Source organism: Mesorhizobium sp. WSM4815, assembly GCF_055811575.1.
Map to the genome: position 1 here is coordinate 1 of NZ_JBVVQS010000068.1, position 19,283 is coordinate 19,283.

The 19,283-nt window shown below is 63.0% G+C and carries 21 protein-coding genes, 2 tRNA genes and 2 pseudogenes; 18 read left to right on the plus strand and 7 right to left on the minus strand.

Features of this window, described 5'->3' with window-relative positions:
* Window positions 1-142: 142 nt before the first annotated feature.
* The 6 genes and pseudogenes from AC0L2B_RS01700 to AC0L2B_RS01725 all read left to right on the plus strand — a co-directional run.
* Window positions 143-382 (plus strand): annotated as a pseudogene (locus AC0L2B_RS01700) (molybdopterin oxidoreductase family protein); the annotation flags it as partial.
* 161 nt (window positions 383-543) lie between these two features.
* Window positions 544-939, plus strand: a complete 396-nt coding sequence (locus tag AC0L2B_RS01705) for a thioredoxin family protein (protein ID WP_473611435.1) — start codon at window positions 544-546, stop codon at window positions 937-939.
* Between the two features lie 9 nt (window positions 940-948).
* Entirely contained in the window at window positions 949-1,668 is a 720-nt protein-coding gene (locus tag AC0L2B_RS01710) for a cytochrome c biogenesis CcdA family protein (protein ID WP_473516042.1), read from the plus strand.
* Between the two features lie 109 nt (window positions 1,669-1,777).
* The gene (locus AC0L2B_RS01715) at window positions 1,778-3,886 is read left to right on the plus strand and encodes a molybdopterin-containing oxidoreductase family protein (RefSeq protein ID WP_473743916.1); all 2,109 of its coding nucleotides are present in this window, start codon (window positions 1,778-1,780) and stop codon (window positions 3,884-3,886) included.
* A gap of 56 nt (window positions 3,887-3,942) precedes the next feature.
* Window positions 3,943-4,641: a DUF2270 domain-containing protein gene (locus tag AC0L2B_RS01720; RefSeq protein WP_023800651.1), complete on the plus strand. Its 699-nt coding sequence runs from the start codon at window positions 3,943-3,945 to the stop codon at window positions 4,639-4,641.
* A gap of 356 nt (window positions 4,642-4,997) precedes the next feature.
* Window positions 4,998-5,267 (plus strand): DUF680 domain-containing protein, encoded by a 270-nt coding sequence (locus AC0L2B_RS01725; RefSeq protein ID WP_473743918.1) that lies wholly within the window; start codon window positions 4,998-5,000, stop codon window positions 5,265-5,267.
* 79 nt (window positions 5,268-5,346) lie between these two features.
* Here AC0L2B_RS01725 and AC0L2B_RS01730 read toward each other — a convergent pair whose 3' ends face one another.
* The 3 genes from AC0L2B_RS01730 to purM are packed head-to-tail and all read right to left on the minus strand — an operon-like array spanning window position 5,347 to window position 7,659.
* The gene (locus AC0L2B_RS01730) at window positions 5,347-5,871 is read right to left on the minus strand and encodes a SixA phosphatase family protein (RefSeq protein ID WP_473743919.1); all 525 of its coding nucleotides are present in this window, start codon (window positions 5,869-5,871) and stop codon (window positions 5,347-5,349) included.
* A 16-nt stretch (window positions 5,872-5,887) separates the two neighbouring features.
* The gene (purN, locus tag AC0L2B_RS01735; RefSeq protein WP_473743920.1) at window positions 5,888-6,598 is read right to left on the minus strand and encodes a phosphoribosylglycinamide formyltransferase; all 711 of its coding nucleotides are present in this window, start codon (window positions 6,596-6,598) and stop codon (window positions 5,888-5,890) included.
* Entirely contained in the window at window positions 6,595-7,659 is a 1,065-nt protein-coding gene (gene purM, locus AC0L2B_RS01740) for a phosphoribosylformylglycinamidine cyclo-ligase (protein WP_473743921.1), read from the minus strand. Before purM ends, purN begins: the two co-directional genes overlap by 4 nt.
* Window positions 7,660-7,917: 258 nt before the next feature.
* Between purM and AC0L2B_RS01745 the strand changes: the two genes are divergently transcribed.
* The 3 genes from AC0L2B_RS01745 to hdaA are packed head-to-tail and all read left to right on the plus strand — an operon-like array spanning window position 7,918 to window position 10,356.
* The gene (locus AC0L2B_RS01745; protein ID WP_027152619.1) at window positions 7,918-8,475 is read left to right on the plus strand and encodes a CDP-alcohol phosphatidyltransferase family protein; all 558 of its coding nucleotides are present in this window, start codon (window positions 7,918-7,920) and stop codon (window positions 8,473-8,475) included.
* Complete coding sequence (locus AC0L2B_RS01750; protein WP_473743923.1) at window positions 8,447-9,646, plus strand: AI-2E family transporter; 1,200 nt, start codon at window positions 8,447-8,449, stop codon at window positions 9,644-9,646. Before AC0L2B_RS01745 ends, AC0L2B_RS01750 begins: the two co-directional genes overlap by 29 nt.
* A gap of 5 nt (window positions 9,647-9,651) precedes the next feature.
* Window positions 9,652-10,356, plus strand: coding sequence for a DnaA regulatory inactivator HdaA (hdaA, locus tag AC0L2B_RS01755; protein ID WP_473743924.1), 705 nt, complete (start codon window positions 9,652-9,654; stop codon window positions 10,354-10,356).
* 219 nt (window positions 10,357-10,575) lie between these two features.
* Here hdaA and AC0L2B_RS01760 read toward each other — a convergent pair whose 3' ends face one another.
* Window positions 10,576-11,577, minus strand: coding sequence for a GlxA family transcriptional regulator (locus tag AC0L2B_RS01760; protein ID WP_473743926.1), 1,002 nt, complete (start codon window positions 11,575-11,577; stop codon window positions 10,576-10,578).
* Between the two features lie 126 nt (window positions 11,578-11,703).
* On the opposite strand from AC0L2B_RS01760, the gene AC0L2B_RS01765 reads away from it, so the two are divergent.
* From AC0L2B_RS01765 to AC0L2B_RS01780, 4 genes are all read left to right on the plus strand, one after another.
* Entirely contained in the window at window positions 11,704-12,531 is an 828-nt protein-coding gene (locus AC0L2B_RS01765; protein ID WP_473743927.1) for an alpha/beta fold hydrolase, read from the plus strand.
* A gap of 284 nt (window positions 12,532-12,815) precedes the next feature.
* Window positions 12,816-12,892 (plus strand) — tRNA-Pro (locus AC0L2B_RS01770).
* Window positions 12,893-13,115: 223 nt separating this feature from the next.
* Window positions 13,116-13,421, plus strand: coding sequence for an ETC complex I subunit (locus AC0L2B_RS01775; protein WP_023800638.1), 306 nt, complete (start codon window positions 13,116-13,118; stop codon window positions 13,419-13,421).
* Window positions 13,422-13,481: 60 nt separating this feature from the next.
* A tRNA-Arg gene (locus tag AC0L2B_RS01780) sits at window positions 13,482-13,558 on the plus strand.
* Between the two features lie 98 nt (window positions 13,559-13,656).
* Here AC0L2B_RS01780 and AC0L2B_RS01785 read toward each other — a convergent pair.
* Window positions 13,657-14,079: a YidB family protein gene (locus AC0L2B_RS01785; RefSeq protein WP_091590627.1), complete on the minus strand. Its 423-nt coding sequence runs from the start codon at window positions 14,077-14,079 to the stop codon at window positions 13,657-13,659.
* Between the two features lie 277 nt (window positions 14,080-14,356).
* On the opposite strand from AC0L2B_RS01785, the gene AC0L2B_RS01790 reads away from it, so the two are divergent.
* The 4 genes from AC0L2B_RS01790 to AC0L2B_RS01805 all read left to right on the plus strand — a co-directional run bounded on the left by AC0L2B_RS01790 (window position 14,357) and on the right by AC0L2B_RS01805 (window position 15,920).
* The gene (locus tag AC0L2B_RS01790) at window positions 14,357-14,641 is read left to right on the plus strand and encodes a DUF982 domain-containing protein (RefSeq protein ID WP_236371494.1); all 285 of its coding nucleotides are present in this window, start codon (window positions 14,357-14,359) and stop codon (window positions 14,639-14,641) included.
* A gap of 485 nt (window positions 14,642-15,126) precedes the next feature.
* Window positions 15,127-15,426: a DUF1236 domain-containing protein gene (locus tag AC0L2B_RS01795; protein ID WP_473743928.1), complete on the plus strand. Its 300-nt coding sequence runs from the start codon at window positions 15,127-15,129 to the stop codon at window positions 15,424-15,426.
* A gap of 69 nt (window positions 15,427-15,495) precedes the next feature.
* Window positions 15,496-15,696: a hypothetical protein gene (locus tag AC0L2B_RS01800; protein ID WP_023800633.1), complete on the plus strand. Its 201-nt coding sequence runs from the start codon at window positions 15,496-15,498 to the stop codon at window positions 15,694-15,696.
* Window positions 15,697-15,710: 14 nt separating this feature from the next.
* Window positions 15,711-15,920, plus strand: a complete 210-nt coding sequence (locus AC0L2B_RS01805) for a hypothetical protein (RefSeq protein ID WP_023800632.1) — start codon at window positions 15,711-15,713, stop codon at window positions 15,918-15,920.
* Between the two features lie 93 nt (window positions 15,921-16,013).
* Here AC0L2B_RS01805 and AC0L2B_RS01810 read toward each other — a convergent pair whose 3' ends face one another.
* Together AC0L2B_RS01810 and AC0L2B_RS01815 are read right to left on the minus strand one after the other, a co-directional pair.
* On the minus strand, window positions 16,014-17,306 hold the full coding sequence (locus AC0L2B_RS01810; RefSeq protein WP_287174241.1) for an Nramp family divalent metal transporter: 1,293 nt from the start codon (window positions 17,304-17,306) through the stop codon (window positions 16,014-16,016).
* A 340-nt stretch (window positions 17,307-17,646) separates the two neighbouring features.
* A pseudogene (locus AC0L2B_RS01815) lies at window positions 17,647-17,735 on the minus strand (transposase); the annotation flags it as partial.
* A gap of 25 nt (window positions 17,736-17,760) precedes the next feature.
* Here AC0L2B_RS01815 and AC0L2B_RS01820 point away from each other — a divergent pair.
* Window positions 17,761-18,987: an anion transporter gene (locus tag AC0L2B_RS01820; protein WP_473743930.1), complete on the plus strand. Its 1,227-nt coding sequence runs from the start codon at window positions 17,761-17,763 to the stop codon at window positions 18,985-18,987.
* The last annotated feature ends 296 nt before the right edge of the window (window positions 18,988-19,283 follow it).

Consider the following 19,283-nt stretch of genomic DNA (forward strand, 5'->3'; position numbering starts at 1 on the left):
GAACCCCCTCGCGCACAATGCGCAAAACTGTTCGCGATGTCCTCGCACACCTGTTCGCGATGTCTCCGGTCCAAACAAAGGGGAGAAGGGAAGGCGCGATCTGGCCCTACACGCCGTGTCCGGAACCCGCTAATCTCGCCCCATGAATCAGCACGCCAAGCTCAGGATCGACCATTCGGCCTGTCCGCATGACTGCCCGTCGACCTGCGCGCTCGAGGTCGAGCTGCTCGACAGCAAGCGCATCGGCCGCGTCCACGGCGCCAAGGCCCAATACGCATACATCAGGCGTCATCGGCGCCAAGGTCGCCCGCTACGCCGCCGCGTCCATAATCCCGAGCGCTTGCTGAAGCCACTGGTGCGCTTGGCGTCAGCACCTGATGGCTGCTGACGGCGTCGAATGCACGTGGACACAAGCGAAGCGCGGCCTCGGTAACATTTCCGCGAGCCTGTAACGTTCGCCGTCGCTGGCGCGAACAACGGACCGTATCCTCATGTCCGCCATGGCGGGATTACTTGCCCGCCGACACCTTCAGGAGTCAAGAAATGCTAGACCGTCGCACCTTCCTCATCGGCCTGACCGCAATATCAGGCCTCGCCTCGGCTCCGGCGGCGCTGGCTGCCAGCCGCATGGCCTACACACGGCAGGCCTTCGAAAAGGCGCAAAAGGCAGGCAAGCCGATCCTGGTCGAGATCACCGCCAGCTGGTGTCCGATCTGCAAGGCGCAGAAGCGGGTGCTCGGCAAGTTGCTGCCTGCGCCCGAGCACGCAAACCTGGCCGTTTTCGAAGTCGATTTCGATTCCCAAAAAGAGGTTGTTCGGGCTCTTGGTGCGCGGATGCAGAGCACGCTGATCACCTTCAAGGGCGCAACGGAAGTCGGTCGGCTTGTTGGCGTGACCAAGGCGGATGCCATCAAGCAATTGCTTGATAAAACGATCTGAGCGGCGGAGATGCTACTCGGCTTCATATTTTCGTTCCTGGCCGGGGTGCTGTCGACGCTGTCGCCATGCGTGCTGCCGCTGATCCCGATCGTGCTCGGTGCTGCCGTCAGTCAGCATCGCTATGGCCCCATCGCGCTGGCCGCAGGACTTGCCATATCCTTCACGGCCATAGGGCTTTTCGTCGCCACGATCGGGTTCTCCGTCGGGCTTGACGGCGGTGTCTTTCGCAGCGCCGCCGCAGTTCTGATGCTCGTCCTCGGCACGATATTGATCGTGCCGCCACTCCAGGCGCATATCGCGCTTGCGGCCGGTCCGGCCGGCAACTGGGTCGAGCAGCGGTTTGGCGGCTTTTCATCCGTTGGCCTTTGGGGGCAGTTCGGCGTCGGTCTGTTGCTCGGCGCGGTGTGGAGCCCTTGCGTTGGCCCGACTCTCGGTGCCGCTTCCGTCCTTGCAGCGCAGGGCCAAGACCTTGGCCAGGTTGGGGTCACCATGGTCCTGTTTGGTCTCGGTGCTGCCGTGCCGTTGCTGATCCTCGGACTACTGTCCCGCGAGACCTTGCTGAGTTGGCGCAGCCACATCGCCAGCGCCGGCAGCGGGCTGAAGGTCGCCTTCGGCGTCTTGCTGGTGATGACCGCCGCCGCGATTCTTTCTGGGTTCGACAAGGCGTTGGAAACCGCACTCGTCAACGCTTCGCCCGAGTGGCTGACGGCGTTGACGACGCAGTTCTAACGGCTCCGCGCTGGTGGTCGCCAGATTTTCAGCTGCCTCAGCAAGGAGAAGCAAGTTAGCGCTGCATCTGGCCCTACACGCCGTGTCCGGAACCCGCTAATCTCGCCCCATGAATCAGCACGCCAAGCTCAGGATCGGCCATTCGGCCTGTCCGCATGATTGCCCGTCGACCTGCGCGCTCGAGGTCGAGCTGCTCGACAGCAAGCGCATCGGCCGCGTCCATGGCGCCAAGGCCAACAGCTACACGGCTGGCGTCATCTGCGCCAAGGTCGCCCGTTATGCCGACCGCGTCCATCATCCCGACCGCTTGCTGAAGCCGCTGATCCGGGCGGGCGCCAAGGGTGAGGGCCTTTGGAAGGACGCGAGCTGGGAGGCCGCACTCGACTTGGTCGCCGAAAAATTCATCGCGGCCGAGGCAAGATATGGCTCGGAGACGGTCTGGCCCTATTACTATGCCGGCACCATGGGACTGGTGCAGCGCGATGGCATCGAGCGGCTGCGCCACGCGAAAAAATATTCCGGCTTCTTCGGTTCGATCTGCACCAATCTGGCCTGGACCGGCTGGATGATGGGGGCCGGCGCGCTGCGCGGTCCTGACCCGCGCGAGATGGCCAAGTCCGACTGCGTGGTGGTCTGGGGCACCAATGCCGTGGTCACCCAGGTCAATGTCATGACCCACGCGATCAAGGCGCGCAAGGAGCGCGGCGCCAAGATCGTCGTCATCGACGTCTACGAGAACGCGACGATGAAGCAGGCCGATCTCGGCCTGGTGCTGAAGCCCGGCACCGACGGTGCGCTGGCCTGCGCGGTGATGCATGTGCTGTTCCGTGACGGCATGGCCGACCGCGCCTATTTGGCAAAATACACCGACGATCCGCACGGTCTGGAAGCGCATCTTCAGACGAGGACGCCGCAATGGGCGGCTGATATCACCGGGCTTTCCGTCGATGAGGTCGAGGCCTTCGCCCGTCTCGTCGGCACGACCAAGAAAACCTATTTCCGCCTCGGCTACGGTTTTTCACGGCAGCGCAACGGCTCGGTCAACATGCATGCCGCCGCCTCGATCGCCGCGGTCACCGGCTGCTGGCAATATGAGGGCGGCGGCGCCTTCCATTCCAATTCGGGCATCTTCAAACTGAACCAGGAACTGCTGGAAGGCACGCGGATGCGCGACCCGGCGGTCCGCCACCTCGATCATTCGCGCATCGGCCCGGTGCTGACCGGCGCTGAGGATGCGCTCTATGGCGGCCCGCCGGTGACGGCGCTGCTGATCCAGAACACCAATCCGGTCAATGTCGCGCCGGAGCAGCGGCTGGTGAAGCAGGGTTTTTTGCGCGACGACCTGTTTTCCTGCGTGCACGAACAGTTCATGACCGACACCGCAAAACTCGGAGATGTCGTGCTGCCGGCGACGATGTTTTTAGAGCATGACGACGTCTACAAGGGTGGCGGCAATCAGCACATCACGCTCGGGCCGAAGCTGATCGACCCGCCGGAAGGGCCGCGCAGCAACCATTTCGTCATCGAGGAACTCGGCAAAAGGCTCGGTGTTGGCGACAGGCCTGGCTTCGGCATGACCGAGCAGCAGCATATCGACATCATTTTGGGCAAGCGCGGGCTGGGCAGTTTTTCGAGCCTCAAGGAACAAAAGTGGCTCGATTTGCAGCCGGCTTTCGAAGCGGCGCATTTTATCGACGGCTTCGGCCACGCGGACGGAAAATTCCGCTTTCGCGCCGACTGGACCGGGCAGGCGGCGCCCAACCGGCCGCCGAAAAGCATGGGCCTGTTCGGGCCGGTGGCAAGCCTGCCGGAATTTCCCGACCACGTCGATCTGATCGAGGTGGCGGATGCGGCGCATCCGTTCCGGCTGGCCACCTCGCCGGCGCGCAATTTCCTCAACTCGACCTTTTCCGAGACGCCGGTGTCGAAGGCCAAGGAGGGCCGGCCGGAACTGCTTTTGCATCCGGACGATGCGGCAGCCTATGGGCTGGCCAATGGCGACCGCGTCGAGATCGGCAATGCGCGCGGCGAAGTTGTGCTGCACGCAAGATTGTTCGACGGCCTCAAGCGCGGTGTCGTGGTGGCCGAAGGCATCTGGCCCAACAGCGCCCACGAGCGCGGCGAGGGCATCAACGTCCTGACCGGCGCCGACGCGCCGGCGCCCTATGGCGGTGCGGCATTCCACGACAACAAGGTGTGGCTGCGCCCGGCAAAGTGAAGCGTCGGAACGATATGCCCAACCAGCCGTTTTTGCGTGGCGGTGGAGACATGGTGATGGCAGAAGCGTTGGCAGCGCCGGCCCCCGTTGGAAGGACGCTTTCGCCCGGCGAACTCGTGACCACGATGGCGCATTTTCATCGCGCCGAGATTCTGCGCATGACGGGGTGGCGCGACCGCCTGGACCGGACGAGCAATTGGGCGATAACGGTCGTCGCGGCAATGTTGTCCATCTCGCTTTCGACGGCCAGCGCGCATCATGGCGTACTGCTTTTTGCCATGCTGCTTGTCCTGTTGCTGCTGTGGATAGAAGCGCGGCGATATCGCTTCTTCGACGTTTACCGGGCCCGCGTGCGCCAGTTCGAACGGCACTATTTCGCGCAGATATTCTCGCCGCAGCCGGACTTCGCGTCCGATTGGCTGTTGGTCGTCGGCGAAAGTCTGCGCACTCCAAAATTCCTCATTTCGCAACGAGCGGCGTTGGCGCGCCGTCTGCGTCGAAACTACATCCACATGCTGCTGATCCTGCTGTTGGCCTGGATCCTGAAACTGTCGACCCCCAGTCTTCTAACCGAAGGTGTCCGCATCGACTTCGTCAGTTCGGTGCGCGAGGCAGTTGCCGGCGCTGCTCTGGGGCCCATTCCCGGCCTGGTCATCGTCGTGCTGGTCGCCGCCTTCTATGCCGGCCTGCTGGTCACGGCGTTCCTGACCGCCAGCGACGACGGCGAGCTCTCCTTTGGCGACGTGCACGTCTAGGGCGGCAAACGAAAGCCGGCAGCTGCATGACTTCACTTGCGCGTCAGCGGGAAAATCGAACCGATCGGTTCGTTCTATTGACGGATCGTGCATGACACAGTGAACGCCGGCTCAGCAGATGGCCGCGCCACGCGGCAGGCGTATTTGTCTAACGTATTGAAGAGGATGTAAAAAATTATGGCGAAGGAAGCCTTTTAGCGGATTTCAAGCAGCCGGTTCAGGGCGTAGCCGGAACATCTTTGTGATTGGAAACTGCTGCAGGGCCAACCCACTTCGGGGCGGTCCGAGCGACGCGAAATCCTCCCAAGGCACGCCACGAGACGGACAACAACAATGAAAGTACTGGAGTACCTGAAATGACCAAGATTGCTCTCACCGCTGCCGCCATCCTCATTGCCACAGGCAGCGCCTTTGCCGGCAGCGACCACTATGGTTCGGACGGCGCCAATCAGCCGGCCGCGCCTGTTGGCAATGCGGCTGTTGGAAATGTCGACAGCACGTTCACGGGTTCGATCCGCAAGCCGTTTACGGCGGAGCACAATACCGTCAATACCAACGCGACGACCCAGCCCGGCACGACTGAACCGGTCGTGCCTCAGTCCGGCCGGGGCAACTGGGGCCGCTAAATCCTCAAGCTGCGGAACGCAAAGAGCGGCGGGCTTGGCCCGCCATTCTTGCTTTTGCATATCAAGTCACAGCCCTCGTTTAGCGCAGATCCTTCGGCCAAACGCAGTGTGTCAGCCGCGCATCGCCGAGGGCCAACCGCGCCCAGTCACGGTCGAAAACGAAGCGGGCGAGGGCTGCCGTCGGGAATTTTTCTTCAAGCTTATTGAGTGCAGCGGCATCCGACCCGGCGCCGGCAAGTCGGCGCGCGAATTCCTCCAGGCCGGGATTATGGCCGAGCACCAAGAGGCTGATTGTTGCCGCATTTGCCTGCCGGACCTTGGCGAGAACGTCTGCCGCGCTGGCCTCGTAGAGCGCCTGGACGAATTTGGCCGGCGTTTTCGCGGGCAGTTCCGCCGAGACCAGCCGCCATGTGTCGCGGCTGCGCAGCGCCGGCGATACCAGCGCCAGATCGGGCAGCCAGCCCTGGCTGGCCAGTTCGCGACCGACCAGCGGAGCGGCCTTCAACCCGCGCGCCGACAGCGGCCGGTCGAAGTCGATAAGGTCAGGATCGTCCCAGCTCGACTTGGCATGACGCAGAAGAAGGAGTTGCTTCGTTGTCGCCATGCCGGCCTCCTCCTGCTCAGGGCGTGATGCGCGCCAACTGCTCGAGGTCGGTTTCCTCGCGCAGCGGATCGGGCGCCATGATCACCGAGGTGCTGTTGTCGGCATCGTCGGCGAAGTGGGCAAGCACGGTGCGGCCGCCTTCCATCCGCGCCTTGCCTTCGGCGACCAGCCCGAGCGCCAGCGGATAAAGCCGGTGCTCGGCCTTCAGCACACGCGCGGCGAGCATGTCCTCATTGTCGCCGACCATCACCGGCACGGCGGCCTGGGCGATGATCGGGCCGTCATCCATGTCCAGCGTGACGAAATGCACCGTGCAGCCATGGATGCGTATGCCCGCGCGCAAGGCGCGCGCATGCGTATCCAGCCCCTTGAAGGCGGGCAGCAGGGCAGGGTGGATGTTGATCATCCGGCCCAGCCATTTCTCGACGAAGCGCGCGCCGAGAATGCGCATATAACCGGCTAGCGCCACGATCTCGGCGCCGAGCGAGGCAAGCGCGGCGTCGATTGCGCCGTCATGCGCTTCCTTGCTGGTATAGTCGGCCCGCGAAATCACCTTGGTGGCGATGCCTCGCGCCGCCGCGATACCGAGACCGGCGGCATTGGCCCGGTCGGAAATGACGCCGACGATCTCGGCCGGATAGTCCGGGTTGCTGGCCGCGGCGATCAGCGCCGTCATGTTGGAGCCGCGTCCCGAAATCAGCACCACCGTGCGTTTGCGCATGCTCATAGGCCGATCGCGCCCCGATAGATCACGCCGGCGTCGCGGCGCGGCACGATGCGGCCGATCGGCGTCACGCTCTCGCCGGCCTCCTGCAGCACGGCCGCGACCTGTGCCGCCTGGCCGGAGGCGACGGCGAGGATCATGCCGACGCCGCAGTTGAAGGTGCGCATCATCTCGTCGGGCGCCACGCCGCCGGTCTTGGCCAGCCATGAGAACACCGCCGGCACCTCGATGGCGTCGAGGTCGAGCTCGGCCGAAAAATCCTTCGGCAGGACGCGCGGGATGTTTTCCGGGAAACCGCCGCCGGTAATATGGGCCAGCGCCTTGATGCCATGCGTGTTACGGATCGCCTTGAGGATCGACTTGACGTAGATGCGGGTCGGCTCGAGCAGCGCCTCGGCCAGCGTGGCTTCATCGTTGAAGGGCGCTGGATCGGTCCACGCAAGCCCGCTGGTGGCGACGATGCGGCGGACCAGCGAAAAGCCATTTGAATGCACGCCCGACGAGGCCAGCCCCAACAGCACGTCGCCCTCGACGATATCGTCGGTCGGCAGCAACTGGCCGCGTTCGGCCGCGCCCACGGCAAAGCCGGCGAGGTCGTAGTCGTTGCCGTGATACATGCCGGGCATTTCCGCCGTCTCGCCGCCGATCAGCGCGCATCCGGCTTGCCGGCAGCCCTCGGCGATGCCGCCGACGATCGCCGCACCCTGGTCGGGGTCTAGCTTGCCCGTGGCGAAATAGTCGAGGAAGAACAATGGCTCGGCGCCCTGCACGACGATGTCGTTGACGCACATGGCGACGAGGTCGATGCCGATCGTGTCGTGCTTGCCGGCATCGATGGCGATCTTCAGCTTGGTGCCGACGCCGTCATTGGCGGCGACCAGCACCGGGTCGGTGAAGCCGGCGGCCTTGAGGTCGAACAGGCCGCCGAAGCCGCCGATCTCGCCATCGGCGCCCGGCCGGCGCGTCGCGCGCACCAGCGGCTTGATCTTCTCGACCATGAGGTTGCCGGCATCGATGTCGACACCCGCCTCGGCATAGGTGAGCCCGTTCTTGCGCTTGCTCATCACTCTTTCCTGCTTTCCGGGGCTCTTCGCATGAACGGCTGCGCCTCGCAAGGATAACGGCTGGCTCTGGCATTTTCGGCATCACAAAATCGTGGACAGAGGCCTCAGGCAAATCTCCAACATTGGCGATGGCGAAGGCCTTGAAGATAGCCAATCTCTCCCAACGAGCGGAGATTGGCAGCATCTGCGTCGCTCTCACTTGCCGTAGCCTCTCATCTCTATCATGTATCATCAAAACAGAAGCGACGGGACATGCGTTTGACCATCCCCAACATGATCACGATCATGCGTTTCGTGCTGGTTCCGGGCGTGGTGCTGGCCATGCTGCAGGGGCGCTGGGACTGGGCTTTCGCCGGCTTCCTGATCGCCGGCATTTCCGACGGCGTCGACGGCTTCATCGCCCGCCATTTCAACCAGTTTTCGCAGCTTGGCGCCTATCTCGATCCGATGGCCGACAAATTGCTGCTGGTCTCGGTGTTCGTTGTGCTGGGCTTCATCGGTGAATTGCCGCTGTGGCTGGTCGTCACCATGGTGTCGCGCGATGCGCTGATCGTCTGTGCCGTCGTTTTGTCCACCGTCATGACCCACCCGGTCGAGATGAAGCCGCTGTTCGTATCGAAGGCCAACACCGCCGTCCAGATCGGGCTGGCGGCGGTGGTGCTGGGCGAACTGGCCCTCGCCGTCGATCTCGATCCGCTCAGGCCGGCGCTCATATTGCTGTCCGGGGTCTTGACCGTGGCTTCGGCCGCGGCCTATCTCGTGGCTTGGCTGAGGCATATGAGCGGCTATGGCGAAGGCTCCAAACCGGATACCTGACCGGAACATCGACGCGGCAGCCGAAGCTGCCGCTGCCGATGCGGCCGCGTCCGGCGTGTTTCGGCGCCAAATCCGCTTCTGGCTGATCAGCGCCATCATCCTCGCGGTCTTCCTCTATGTCTTCAGCGGCATCCTGCTGCCGTTCGTCGCCGGCATGGTGCTCGCCTACTTTCTCGACCCGGTCGCCGACCGGCTGCAGCGGCTCGGCCTGTCCAGGCTGATGGCGACGATTGTCATCCTGTTTGCCTTCATCGTCGTTCTGGTGCTGGCCTTCGTCATCCTCATTCCGGTACTGGCTTCGCAGATGGCCGATTTTGCCAGCAAGCTGCCGGAATACCTGACCCGGCTGCAGAGCCTGATCACCAGCTTCGATCCGAGATGGCTGGAAGAGCAATTCGGCGTCGACGCCAATGGCCTGCGCGAAGGGTTGAACTCGCTGCTGACCTCCGGCTTCGGCCTGTTGACCACAGTGTTCACCTCGATCTGGAGTTCCGGCGTGGCGCTGGTCTCGGTGGTCAGTCTGTTCGTCGTCACGCCCGTCGTCGCCTTCTACATGCTGCTCGACTGGGATCGCATGGTGACGATTGTCGACAGCTGGGTGCCGCGCGATTATGTCCAGACCGTCAGGGCGATCGCCAACGACATCAACACCGCCACCGCCGGCTTTGTGCGCGGTCAGGGCACGCTGTGCCTGGTACTGGGTGCCATGTACGCCACCGGGCTGACGCTGACCGGTCTGAATTTCGCCATCCTCATCGGCCTGTTCGCCGGGCTGATCTCCTTCATCCCCTATGTCGGCTCGCTGACCGGGCTGGTGCTGGCCGTCGGCGTCGCCTTCGTCCAGTTCTGGCCGGACTGGACCATGGTCGCGGCGGTGGCCGGCGTGTTCTTCGTCGGCCAGTTCATCGAGGGCAACATCCTGCAGCCGAGGCTGGTGGGAAAAAGCGTCGGCCTGCATCCGGTGTGGCTGATGTTTTCGCTGTTTGCCTTCGGCGCGCTGTTCGGCTTCGTCGGCTTGCTGATCGCCGTGCCGGCCTCGGCTGCCGTTGCCGTCCTGGTGCGCTTTGCCATCGCCCGCTATCTCGAGTCGCCGCTCTACAAGGGCCACAACACCGAACCTGTGCCGCCGCTGCCGGCGCGTCGCCGCGGGAGCGGTGGGCCGCGCAGTTGAGCCAGATGCCGGACAACAAGATCGACCCGCCGCGCCAGTTGCCGCTCGATCTCGGCCACGGAACCGGCTATTCGCGCGATGAACTCGTCGTCTCAGGCACCAACAGCCAGGCGGTGGCGCTGGTCGATCGCTGGCCGGACTGGCCGTCGCCGGTGGTCGTGCTCGCTGGCCCCGCAGGCTGTGGAAAAACCCATCTGGCGTCGATCTGGCGCGCCCGCGCCGGCGCGGTGAAGGTCGACGCCGGTCGGATCGGCGACTGCATGGCGAGCCTCGGCGCGCGGCCGGCCCTGATCGACGATGTCGATGCCGGTCCGGTCGATGAAGAGGGGCTTTTCCATCTGATCAACGCGGTGCGCGCGGCCGGCTCGACCTTGCTCTTGACCGCGCGGCGCTTTCCGTCCGTCTGGGGTGTCAGGCTCCCCGACCTCGCATCGCGGCTGAAGGCGGCGGCGATGGTCGAGATCCACGAGCCCGACGATCTCTTGCTGGCCGGTGTCATCGCCAAACTATTCGCCGACCGCCAGGTCGAGGTCGAGCCGCATGTCGTGCAATATCTGGTGCGCCGCATCGAGCGCTCGCTGGCCACCGCGATGCGCGTGGTCGAGCGGCTCGACCGCACGGCACTGGAACGCAAGACGCCGATCACAAGGGCGCTCGCCGCAGAAACCGTCAGCGCCATGGATGAGGGGCAGGGCGAGTTCGAGATTTAGGCGGTGGGAGAACTTCCCTTCTCCCACAAAAAGGGGAGAAGGAAAGAAGCTCCGGCCGGTGTCCCATTTCGGGAAACGTTGACTGGCATCTCTCTTGCACATGCAAGCTTGCCGGCTAACCCCGGTCCTGATGCGTATCAAATCAGGTTGTAGGCTCGCCGGGAGATGAGGCGGTTGGGGTTCTCTTCCCGGCGAGCTTGCCTTCAACGAGATGATAACTCAACTCCCTACGCCCACCACCGCCGCTCGTTCCGCGCCAAAGCGCCTGCGGTAATCGCCCGGCGCCAGGCCGGTTATCCTGGCGAACACTTTGCGGAAGGAGCCGGGATCGTCATAGCCGACATCCCAGGCGATCTGGTCGATGGATCGGGTCGTCGCTTGCAGCATCTCACGCGCCTTGCCGACGCGCAGGTGCTGGCAATACTCGGTCGGCTTGAGGCCGGTGGCGTTGCGAAAGCGGCGCAAAAAAGTCCGCTCCTCCAAGGCCGCATGCTCCGCCATGGTGGCAAGCGTTACATCGCGAGCGCCTCTCGCCTGGAGCCAGTGCTGCACCTTGAGGATGGCCTCGTCGCCATGGTTCAGCCTGGGTGCAAAGGGGCTGTAGAAGCGTTGCTCGCGTCCCGGCGGGTCGACCAGCATGAAACGGGCGGTGTCCATCATGACGGTCGGCCCAAGCACCCGGTCGACGAGCTTCAGGCCAAGGTCGGTCCAGGCCATATAGCCGCCGGCGGTGATGATGTCGCCGTCATCGATGACCAGCTTGTCGGCATCGAGTAGGATGTCGGGAAAGCGCATCGCCAGCGCGTCGCGATAGGCCCAGTGCGTGGTCGCCGCACGACCCGACAGCAGACCGGCCTCGGCAAGCACGAAGGCGCCGGCGCAGACCGAGCCGAGCGTCGCGCCGGCAGCGTGGCGGGCCCTGAGCCAGTCGGCATAGGGCGCGGCCGCCTCGCGAGCGATCGGATCGCCCAGGGTCGGAGGCAAGATGACCATGGCAGGTCCATTGTCGGGGCCGAGCTCGCTGTCGAAGCTGCGGATAACGGTTTGGCTCGCCTCCTGCCACTGCCAATGGCTGACGCGAAGCCTCAGCCCGTCCGGCGACCGGTCGGCAGCCAGCCGGTTGGCCAGCTGAAACAGGTCGGTCAGACCGAGAACTGCCGCTTGCTGAACGCCGGGATACACAACAAGCCCGATTTCAACCCGCTCAGACAGCGCAATCACCTGTCAGTTTTGCCACGTTCAATGTCTGTTTTGCCAATTCTCACCATGACGCGGTTGCAATAGGTTGTCCACAGAAGGAACGAACCTTCCCCACCAATTCAGCCAATTGCAGCAAGGAGCACGACGATGAGCACATTCACCACCCAGGACGGCACCGAGATTTTCTACAAGGATTGGGGCACAGGCCAGCCAATCGTGTTCCATCACGGCTGGCCTCTGAGCGCCGACGACTGGGACAACCAGATGCTGTTCTTCCTCGACAAGGGCTATCGCGTCATCGCGCATGACCGGCGCGGGCACGGCCGCTCGACACAGACCGCGACCGGCAACGAGATGGACACCTATGCCGCCGACGTCGCGGCTCTGGTCGCGCATCTTGATCTCAAGAACGCCGTCCATATCGGCCATTCGACCGGCGGCGGCGAGGTGGCGCGTTACGTGGCCCGCTACGGTGGCGAAGGACGCGTCGCCAAGGCGGTGCTGATCGGCGCGGTGCCGCCGATCATGCTCAAGACCGACAGCAACCCCGGCGGCCTGCCGATCGAGGTCTTCGACGGCTTCCGTGCCGCTTTGGTCGCCAACCGCGCCCAGTTCTACAGGGATGTGCCGGCCGGCCCGTTCTATGGCTTCAATCGCGAGGGCGCCAAGGTTTCGCAAGGGGCCGTCGACAATTGGTGGCGCCAGGGCATGATGGGCGGAGCCAAGGCCCACTACGACTGCATCAAGGCTTTTTCCGAGACCGACTTCACGGAAGACCTGATGAAGATCGACGTGCCCGTCCTGATCATGCACGGCGATGATGACCAGATCGTGCCGATTGCCGACTCAGCCCTGCTTGCCGCCGAGCTCGTGAAGCACGGCACGCTCAAGGTCTACGAGGGCCTGCCGCACGGCATGTGCACCACCCACCCGGAGATCATCAATCCGGATCTCCTGGCGTTTATCCAGGGCTGACGCTTCGCAAGCTTCAGGCGGGCAGGCTCGGAAATCCGGGCTGCTCGTCGGTCGCTTGGGTGCTTCGCCCGTCGCCGATGCTGTCCGGCGCAGCTGCGCCGGCAGCACGGCCGATCATCGTGCCGCTGGACAGCAACCTGGGTGTCTGAGGTGGCACTGCCGCGAAACCGTTGCGCCGGCCGGCATTTCCCACCCCGCTCTCGACTCGGGCCTGCCGTTTGTTCCGTTTTCGTCTTTTAGGGGTTGCGCAGCCAAGTCCGGAACCCTATACGCCGCCAAGGACTCGGAGTGTAGCGCAGCCTGGTAGCGCATCTGGTTTGGGACCAGAGGGTCGGGAGTTCGAATCTCTCCACTCCGACCATCCATTCACCACGCTGCCGTTAACCCGGATAAAACGTCCCCGCTGGGAAGAAAACGCCCGGTGCGATCTCGGTCGTCCTGTCCACGGCCGTCACCTCGCGCCATCATCGTCGGTGGCCCGCCGTGAAGGGGGTACGACAGGCTCGGCCTTGCCGCCGGCAGCATTGCGCAGTAATGACGGGAATACAGCGGCGGTGCCGCTTGCACGTAGCAACGAGGTGTTCATGTCCGCGCGCATTTTCAGCCCAGCCAAAACCGCGATGCAGTCCGGCAAGGCCAAGACCGGCCACTGGGTGCTGGAATTCGATCCCGAGATGCGCAAGAAAATCGATCCGCTGATGGGCTACACCACGTCGGCTGACATGCGGAGCCAGATCAGGCTCACCTTCGACACAAGGGAAGAGGCGGTGGCCTATGCGGAGAAAGAGGGGCTGGCCTATCGCGTCGAGGAGCCGAAGGAATCCAAGCGCCGCCAGATTTCCTATGCGGAGAATTTCCGCTATGACCGCAGGACGCCCTGGACGCATTGACCGGCAAATGCCGGGCAGCCGTTCCAGCGCATAAATCAGCCGGCCTTGGCGTCGGCCAGCGGTCCCGTAGCTCAGCTGGATAGAGCACCGGCCTTCTAAGCCGATGGTCACAGGTTCGAATCCTGTCGGGATCGCCAGCATTTTCAGGGTCCATCCTGGACACACAGTATCGGCGATGCGCTGATCGGCCCGCGTCCTCGCCCGGAGGCGCGGGCTTTCATTTTTCAGCTTGGTGCTAAGTGCGACTAGCTCCAGGTGCCTCGTCGAGGAGATTTGGACCTTTACTCACAGGCATCTGGCCGTCGGGAGTAAGCTTGTCCACTGCGTCGGGCAGTTCACTTGTGAGCCGGTCGAGAAGTTCCTCGCGGGACAATCCGGTTTGCTCGGCGAGATCGCTCAACGTTTGCGGGTCGATCGCTTTCTCGACCTGGTCGCGCTGAACGGGGCGATTCGATCCTGTACCAACCCAAGAATCGACTTGATCGCCCGCACCCGCATTCCTGAGACGCTCCAGGATGTCGCCGAGCCCGCCGGTGGAGCCAGCGTTTTTGGCATCTGTCGAGTTCCTACCGGCGATTAACTCGCCGATCTTGTCCCTATTCTTGTAGGCAAGCAGGCCAAGCAAGGCTACGGCGACTTTTCCTATGTCAAGGCTCATTTCGCACCTCCTTCCATGAAGAACGGACAAGGCATGCGGCTTTGAAAGGTTCCACGGTATTTGCTGCTGGGCTGGTTTTCAGTTCGGTTAAGGACGATGGGGCTTCCCGGTCGAATCCAGGCAGGACTTCAGCGCGGGCGCCGCCAAAACGATCAAGGCTATCGGACGTGCGTGTTCAGCCTCGATCGTTTCGGACAGCGGCGCTCTGAATTCACAACCATGCAACCACTGCCTTGTCTTTGCGTTTAGCCGCCTTCAATCCCGGCGAGCTTTAAAAATGACGGCGTTCACCCCGATTTCAATCACCTTGAATGGCAAAGCGATGGCGATCGCGTCGATAGCCGACGCTGCGAAAGCGCTGAAGCAACCATGGCCATCCATGGATAAGCCGTCCCGACTTGAAGCGATCCGAATGATCGAGGAATGCCTGGCCGGACATTGCAGTCATCAAGCTGCGTTCGCTGCTTTCGAGGCGGCCGCATCTGAACAGGGCCTTCTTGAGCAAAAGCCTCCAAGCGCAGGCCTCAGGAAATTCGACGGGGTTGCCGAAGACCTGATGTGAGGTGATGCTGCCCTCGCGACCTTGAACCGCTGACAGGCCTCGCCCGGGTGGGCTTGGCCGTGATTGTGGACCGCCCGCCAAATGAGGAATGGCGGGTGGTCCTTATCAGCGCAGGAAGGGACGTAGCTGCGCAGATCTCAGTTCGTTCTTGGTCCAATCGTCAAAGTCCGGCCGGTTCCCTGGCCAACGACCGTTTGCCAGGAACGTGATGGAGACGGCGAAGACCGCGGCGAGTAACCAGCGGGCTTGGTGGACGCCATTCTCCATCGGCTTGCGTGAGCTCACAGTTAGCAACTGCTGCGAGCAGCCGCAGTTCCGGGTGGCGGGGTATCCGGGCTATTACGCGAAAACAGGTGAGACTTAGGTCCCGTCTCGAATCAGACCGAAGCCCAACCAAGGAACGTTTGCGGCTGCCTGAGGTTTGGTGAGCCTGGCGCGAAGACGATGCCGTTCAGCGCAATAGAGCTCACATCAAGGAGGCACTTATGAGTATGCGTCTTTCCACTGCAGCCGCTGGGTTTCTGTTGCTGGCCGGTATCGGCGCCGCTGCCGCTCAGGACGTAGTCATTGAGCCTGAACAGGAGACCGTCATCAGGGAATATGTCAAAAAGCAGCCGCTGGCATCGGTGAAAATCCCTGGAGTGGAGCTCAATATCGGCTCAACCTTGCCCGAAATCGTCGAACTTCATGAAGTCCCCGACACAAAATACCGCTACGTGGTGGTCGACAACCGGACCGTTGTGGTTGACCCGGGCACGCGCAAGATCATCAAAGTCATCGAATGAGCTAAGCGACTGGACCCGCCGTGCCGAAAGGGTGCGGCGGGAAGTCGAGCGACGAGGAATGTGATCACCATGTCGAACCGTGAGATTGGAGCGTCGCAGGCGCTGCGAATACGCGTGGCTGACCTCGCTGAGAGGATGCGCGGCGCCCGGATTACCGAAAACGAACTGAAGACCTTTCGAAAGGTCGCAGCAGTCCTGGAGGACGGCAAGGGCAGAATCGATGCCGACGATTTGATTGCCGCATCCTTCGTCGTCGATCCGCCGGACTGACAAGAAGTGCTGCAATGTCCCTGTCTCCCAGCCTATTCTCTGTTGGCCTGACGTTCCAATGCCCGCAGTGCAACTTCACCGTCATCAAGAACGGCAGGTGGTTTCAGGTCGTTTCCCATTACAAGTGCGAGGGATGCGGACGCGAGATCCGCATCACCTATCCCGACAAGATCGCGATCTTCCAGAAGCACGCGCACTTAGCCATGCCGCCGGGAGCGCGGTAGCTGTGGCAGATGTGCAGACCAACTTCTTCATTGCCCACCCCACATTGAAAGTGAGCTCGAATTGCCGGGCATGAGCGCGAGCGTAATGGTGACCTAGATAAACCAGGTCGCCACCAGCCCCATAGACGCGGAAAAGATTGCGATCGTAGTAGCCCACCCCAGGGCGTTGGTTGTCCGGCTGTTGACCTTGTCTCCCATGATCCGCGGGTTGTTCGTCATCAGCATGATGAGAAGAAGCAGTGGCGGCGTGGAAAAGCCCTGCACGATACCGGACCAGACGAGCGCCTTCATTGGGTTGAAACCCAGGAAATTCAGGCCAACAGCAATCAGCGTGAAGGCGCCGATCGCGATATAGAACTTTGGCGCCTCACGCGGCTTGGCATGAAGGCTGTGCTCCCACCCGACCGCCTGCGCCAGATCGTATGCGGCACCTGTCGTCATGACCGGAACGGCAAGGAACCCGACCCCGATCACGCCGGCAGCGAACAGTACGCCGGCGGCTGCACCAGCGAGCGGCTTGAGAGCTTCGGCTGCTTGAGCCGCGGTCTCGACGTCGTGCTCACCGGCTTCATAGAGCGTAGACCCTGTCGACAGGATGATGAAGTACATGATGAGGTTGGAAAAAATCATGCCGATCAGGATATCGCGGCGGGAGCGGCGCAGTTCACCGTCCGTGGCGCCCTTGCGCTTCCTCAGCGTCGTTCTCCCCTCGGCAATCTCTTCCTCCACCTCCTCATTCGACTGCCAGGTGTAGAGATAGGCTGAAAGGGTGGTGCCGATGATGGCCACCAGAATGGACAGGAACTCGCGGCTGAACTGGATTTTTGGAACAAGGGTTCCCCACAGCACGGCTGCCGCATCCGGCTTCGCCATGATGGCCGAGCCGACATAGGCAAGCAGGGCCAGCGCGAGCCAGCGGAAGATGTTGCGTATGAGCTTGTAAGAGCCCCAAAGCTGGAGAGCAAAGATCGCGGCCGCGACTACAACCACAATGAGGGGAATCGGAACAGGAAGGAAGATGTTGATGGATGCAGCCATGCCGCCGAGATCGGCGGCTGCTTCGATCGTGTTGCCGATCAGCACGCCCACCAGGACAGCCCAGAGCAGCCATCGGGGGTAGAAGTCCTTGATCGCATGAAAGAGGCCGCGGCCCGAAACCTGTCCAAGCTTCGACGAGAGATACACGACCGTGTACATCATCGGCAGCGTTACAGGAGCGGTCCAAAGCAGGTCCGGGCCAAAGCGCGCGCCGGCACTTGCATAGGTGCCGATCGCCGAGCAATCGTCGTCGGCGGCGCCGGTGATAAGGCCGAGTCCAAGTGCTCGCCCTATGCCGTCCTTCTTGTCTTCCCGTGGTGAAGTGGCGTTACGATCGCGCTGCGTCATTGCGGCCACGCCGCGCAAAGAGCGTCACGCGCAAGCACGAGAAAAACGTCGCGAGCAATTATCCTATAAATGTACTGCAGCACGGGAGTGGGTCTCATACCGGCAAACCTCTACCGCCGTTCCAACTCCGCAATCGGCTGCTTGTTCCCCGCGTCAGCCGAGTGTTCAGGGCATGATAGAGCCCACGATTTCGATGAGCTTGGGCGTCTTCCAAACCTTTCATCTTTTGACGGAACCCTACCCGGCGTTTTACGAGATATTCTGCCCGTGTGATTGTCTGTTGGCCGATGTGCGCCAATGGTTCGACGGCGCGCGCGTAACATCATCTTTGATGTTGCCAAAAGGCTCGCTCGATCGGATTGAGTTCGGGTGAGTATGGCGGCAGGAATCACAGCTTGCGCCGGCTGCCCTTAGGGCCTGGGGCAGGGCGGATCTGAACGGGGCTTTTCCACGAATGACTTTGATGGGCGCGGCGGCACTGCTGATCCTGATCCTGACCTATGCCGGCGTCGCCGTCGGCAGGTTCCCCGGCTTGCGCCTCGACCGGGCAGGCATCGCGCTGCTCGGCGGTGCGGCGATGATCGCCATCGGCGCGCTCAGCCTGGAGGATGCCTACCGCGCCATCAGTTTCGACACGATCACGCTGTTGCTCGGCATGATGATCGTCGTGGCGCATCTGAAAGTCTCGGGCGCCTTCCGTGCGCTCGGCGCCATTGCCATCGAGCATGCGCATGCGCCGTTCATGCTGCTTGTGATGGTGACGCTGCTGACCGGGGTGCTGTCGGCGTTTCTGGTCAACGACGCGATCTGCCTGGTCATGGCGCCGATCGTCGTCCACGTCACCCGCGTCATCAACCGAAACCCTGTCCCCTATCTGATCGCCACCGCTACGGCATCGAATTGCGGCAGTGTCGCCACCATCACCGGCAACCCGCAGAATATGGTCATCGGCGCGCTGTCGGGGATTTCCTATCCGGCCTTTTCGGCGGCCCTGGCGCCGGTCGCGCTGTTCGGCCTCGTCGCCGTCGTCGTCATCGTGCGCATCGTCTATCGCGCCGAGTTCGCGCGCAAGGCCGAACTCAGCCCCGAAGTCTATCGCGGCCGCATGTTGCCGGGCCAGGTACTCAAGGCGGTGGTCGTCTGCATCGGACTGGCGATCGCCTTCTTTGCCGGCGTTCCGGTCGCCAAGGCGGCGCTCATCGGCGGGGCCATTCTTCTCGTGACCCGTGCCATAAAGCCGGCGCGCATCTACCGCGAGATCGACGGGCCGTTGCTGTTCATGTTCGCCGGCCTGTTCATCGTCGTCGCCGGCGCCGAGAAGACGCTGCTCACGCCCGACATCATAGCCTCGGCAAAAGGCCTCGGGCTGGACGACGTCTGGCGGCTGTCCGGCTTCACCGCGGTGCTGTCCAACATCATGAGCAATGTTCCGGCTGTGCTGGCGCTGCGGCCGTTCATACCCGGCCTGGAAGACCCCGAGCGCGCCTGGCTGGTCGTGGCGATGAGCTCGACGCTGGCCGGCAACTTCACGCTGATCGGGTCGGTGGCCAACCTGATCGTCGCCGAGTACGCGCGGGTCTCCGGCACGCCTCTGTCGTTCGCCGCCTTCTTCAAGGTCGGCCTGCCGCTGACGCTGGTCACGCTGCTTGCCGGGACGGCATGGCTGGCGCTTGGGTTTTAGGCCGCCGGCCAGCAGGCAAGGGGGGTTTCAAGTGCAAGCAAGCCTCCGGACTATTTGGCGTGGGTGGGCCAGAACGCCCAGATCAGCAAAGCTGCCAAAGCCAGCCAGAGCGCCACGACAAAGAACATTCCCGTCCTGCTTTGCGGGTGAGTTTCGGGGGCGGGGGGCCGCGCGCGCGACACGGGCCGCAGCGGGGGGGGGGGAAGCCGTTTTGGGCGGGGTAAGCCGGGGGGGGGGGTGGTCAGGGGGGGGGGATAAACGAGCACCCGGATGAAATAGGGGGTGAGGGGGGTTGG

Coding starts and splice junctions, on each gene's coding strand:
- purN (WP_473743920.1), bottom strand. CDS start 6,598: ATGAGCATGCGCAAACGCACGGTGGTGCTGATTTCGGGACGCGGCTCC.
- AC0L2B_RS01800 (WP_023800633.1), top strand. CDS start 15,496: ATGTCGAACCGTGAGATTGGAGCGTCGCAGGCGCTGCGAATACGCGTG.
- hdaA (WP_473743924.1), top strand. CDS start 9,652: ATGCCGGACAACAAGATCGACCCGCCGCGCCAGTTGCCGCTCGATCTC.
- AC0L2B_RS01725 (WP_473743918.1), top strand. CDS start 4,998: ATGACCAAGATTGCTCTCACCGCTGCCGCCATCCTCATTGCCACAGGC.
- AC0L2B_RS01795 (WP_473743928.1), top strand. CDS start 15,127: ATGAGTATGCGTCTTTCCACTGCAGCCGCTGGGTTTCTGTTGCTGGCC.
- AC0L2B_RS01710 (WP_473516042.1), top strand. CDS start 949: ATGCTACTCGGCTTCATATTTTCGTTCCTGGCCGGGGTGCTGTCGACG.
- AC0L2B_RS01765 (WP_473743927.1), top strand. CDS start 11,704: ATGAGCACATTCACCACCCAGGACGGCACCGAGATTTTCTACAAGGAT.
- AC0L2B_RS01810 (WP_287174241.1), bottom strand. CDS start 17,306: ATGACGCAGCGCGATCGTAACGCCACTTCACCACGGGAAGACAAGAAG.
- AC0L2B_RS01775 (WP_023800638.1), top strand. CDS start 13,116: ATGTCCGCGCGCATTTTCAGCCCAGCCAAAACCGCGATGCAGTCCGGC.
- AC0L2B_RS01805 (WP_023800632.1), top strand. CDS start 15,711: ATGTCCCTGTCTCCCAGCCTATTCTCTGTTGGCCTGACGTTCCAATGC.
- AC0L2B_RS01750 (WP_473743923.1), top strand. CDS start 8,447: ATGGCGAAGGCTCCAAACCGGATACCTGACCGGAACATCGACGCGGCA.
- AC0L2B_RS01720 (WP_023800651.1), top strand. CDS start 3,943: ATGGCAGAAGCGTTGGCAGCGCCGGCCCCCGTTGGAAGGACGCTTTCG.
- purM (WP_473743921.1), bottom strand. CDS start 7,659: ATGAGCAAGCGCAAGAACGGGCTCACCTATGCCGAGGCGGGTGTCGAC.
- AC0L2B_RS01715 (WP_473743916.1), top strand. CDS start 1,778: ATGAATCAGCACGCCAAGCTCAGGATCGGCCATTCGGCCTGTCCGCAT.
- AC0L2B_RS01705 (WP_473611435.1), top strand. CDS start 544: ATGCTAGACCGTCGCACCTTCCTCATCGGCCTGACCGCAATATCAGGC.
- AC0L2B_RS01730 (WP_473743919.1), bottom strand. CDS start 5,871: ATGGCGACAACGAAGCAACTCCTTCTTCTGCGTCATGCCAAGTCGAGC.
- AC0L2B_RS01790 (WP_236371494.1), top strand. CDS start 14,357: ATGACGGCGTTCACCCCGATTTCAATCACCTTGAATGGCAAAGCGATG.
- AC0L2B_RS01820 (WP_473743930.1), top strand. CDS start 17,761: ATGACTTTGATGGGCGCGGCGGCACTGCTGATCCTGATCCTGACCTAT.
- AC0L2B_RS01785 (WP_091590627.1), bottom strand. CDS start 14,079: ATGAGCCTTGACATAGGAAAAGTCGCCGTAGCCTTGCTTGGCCTGCTT.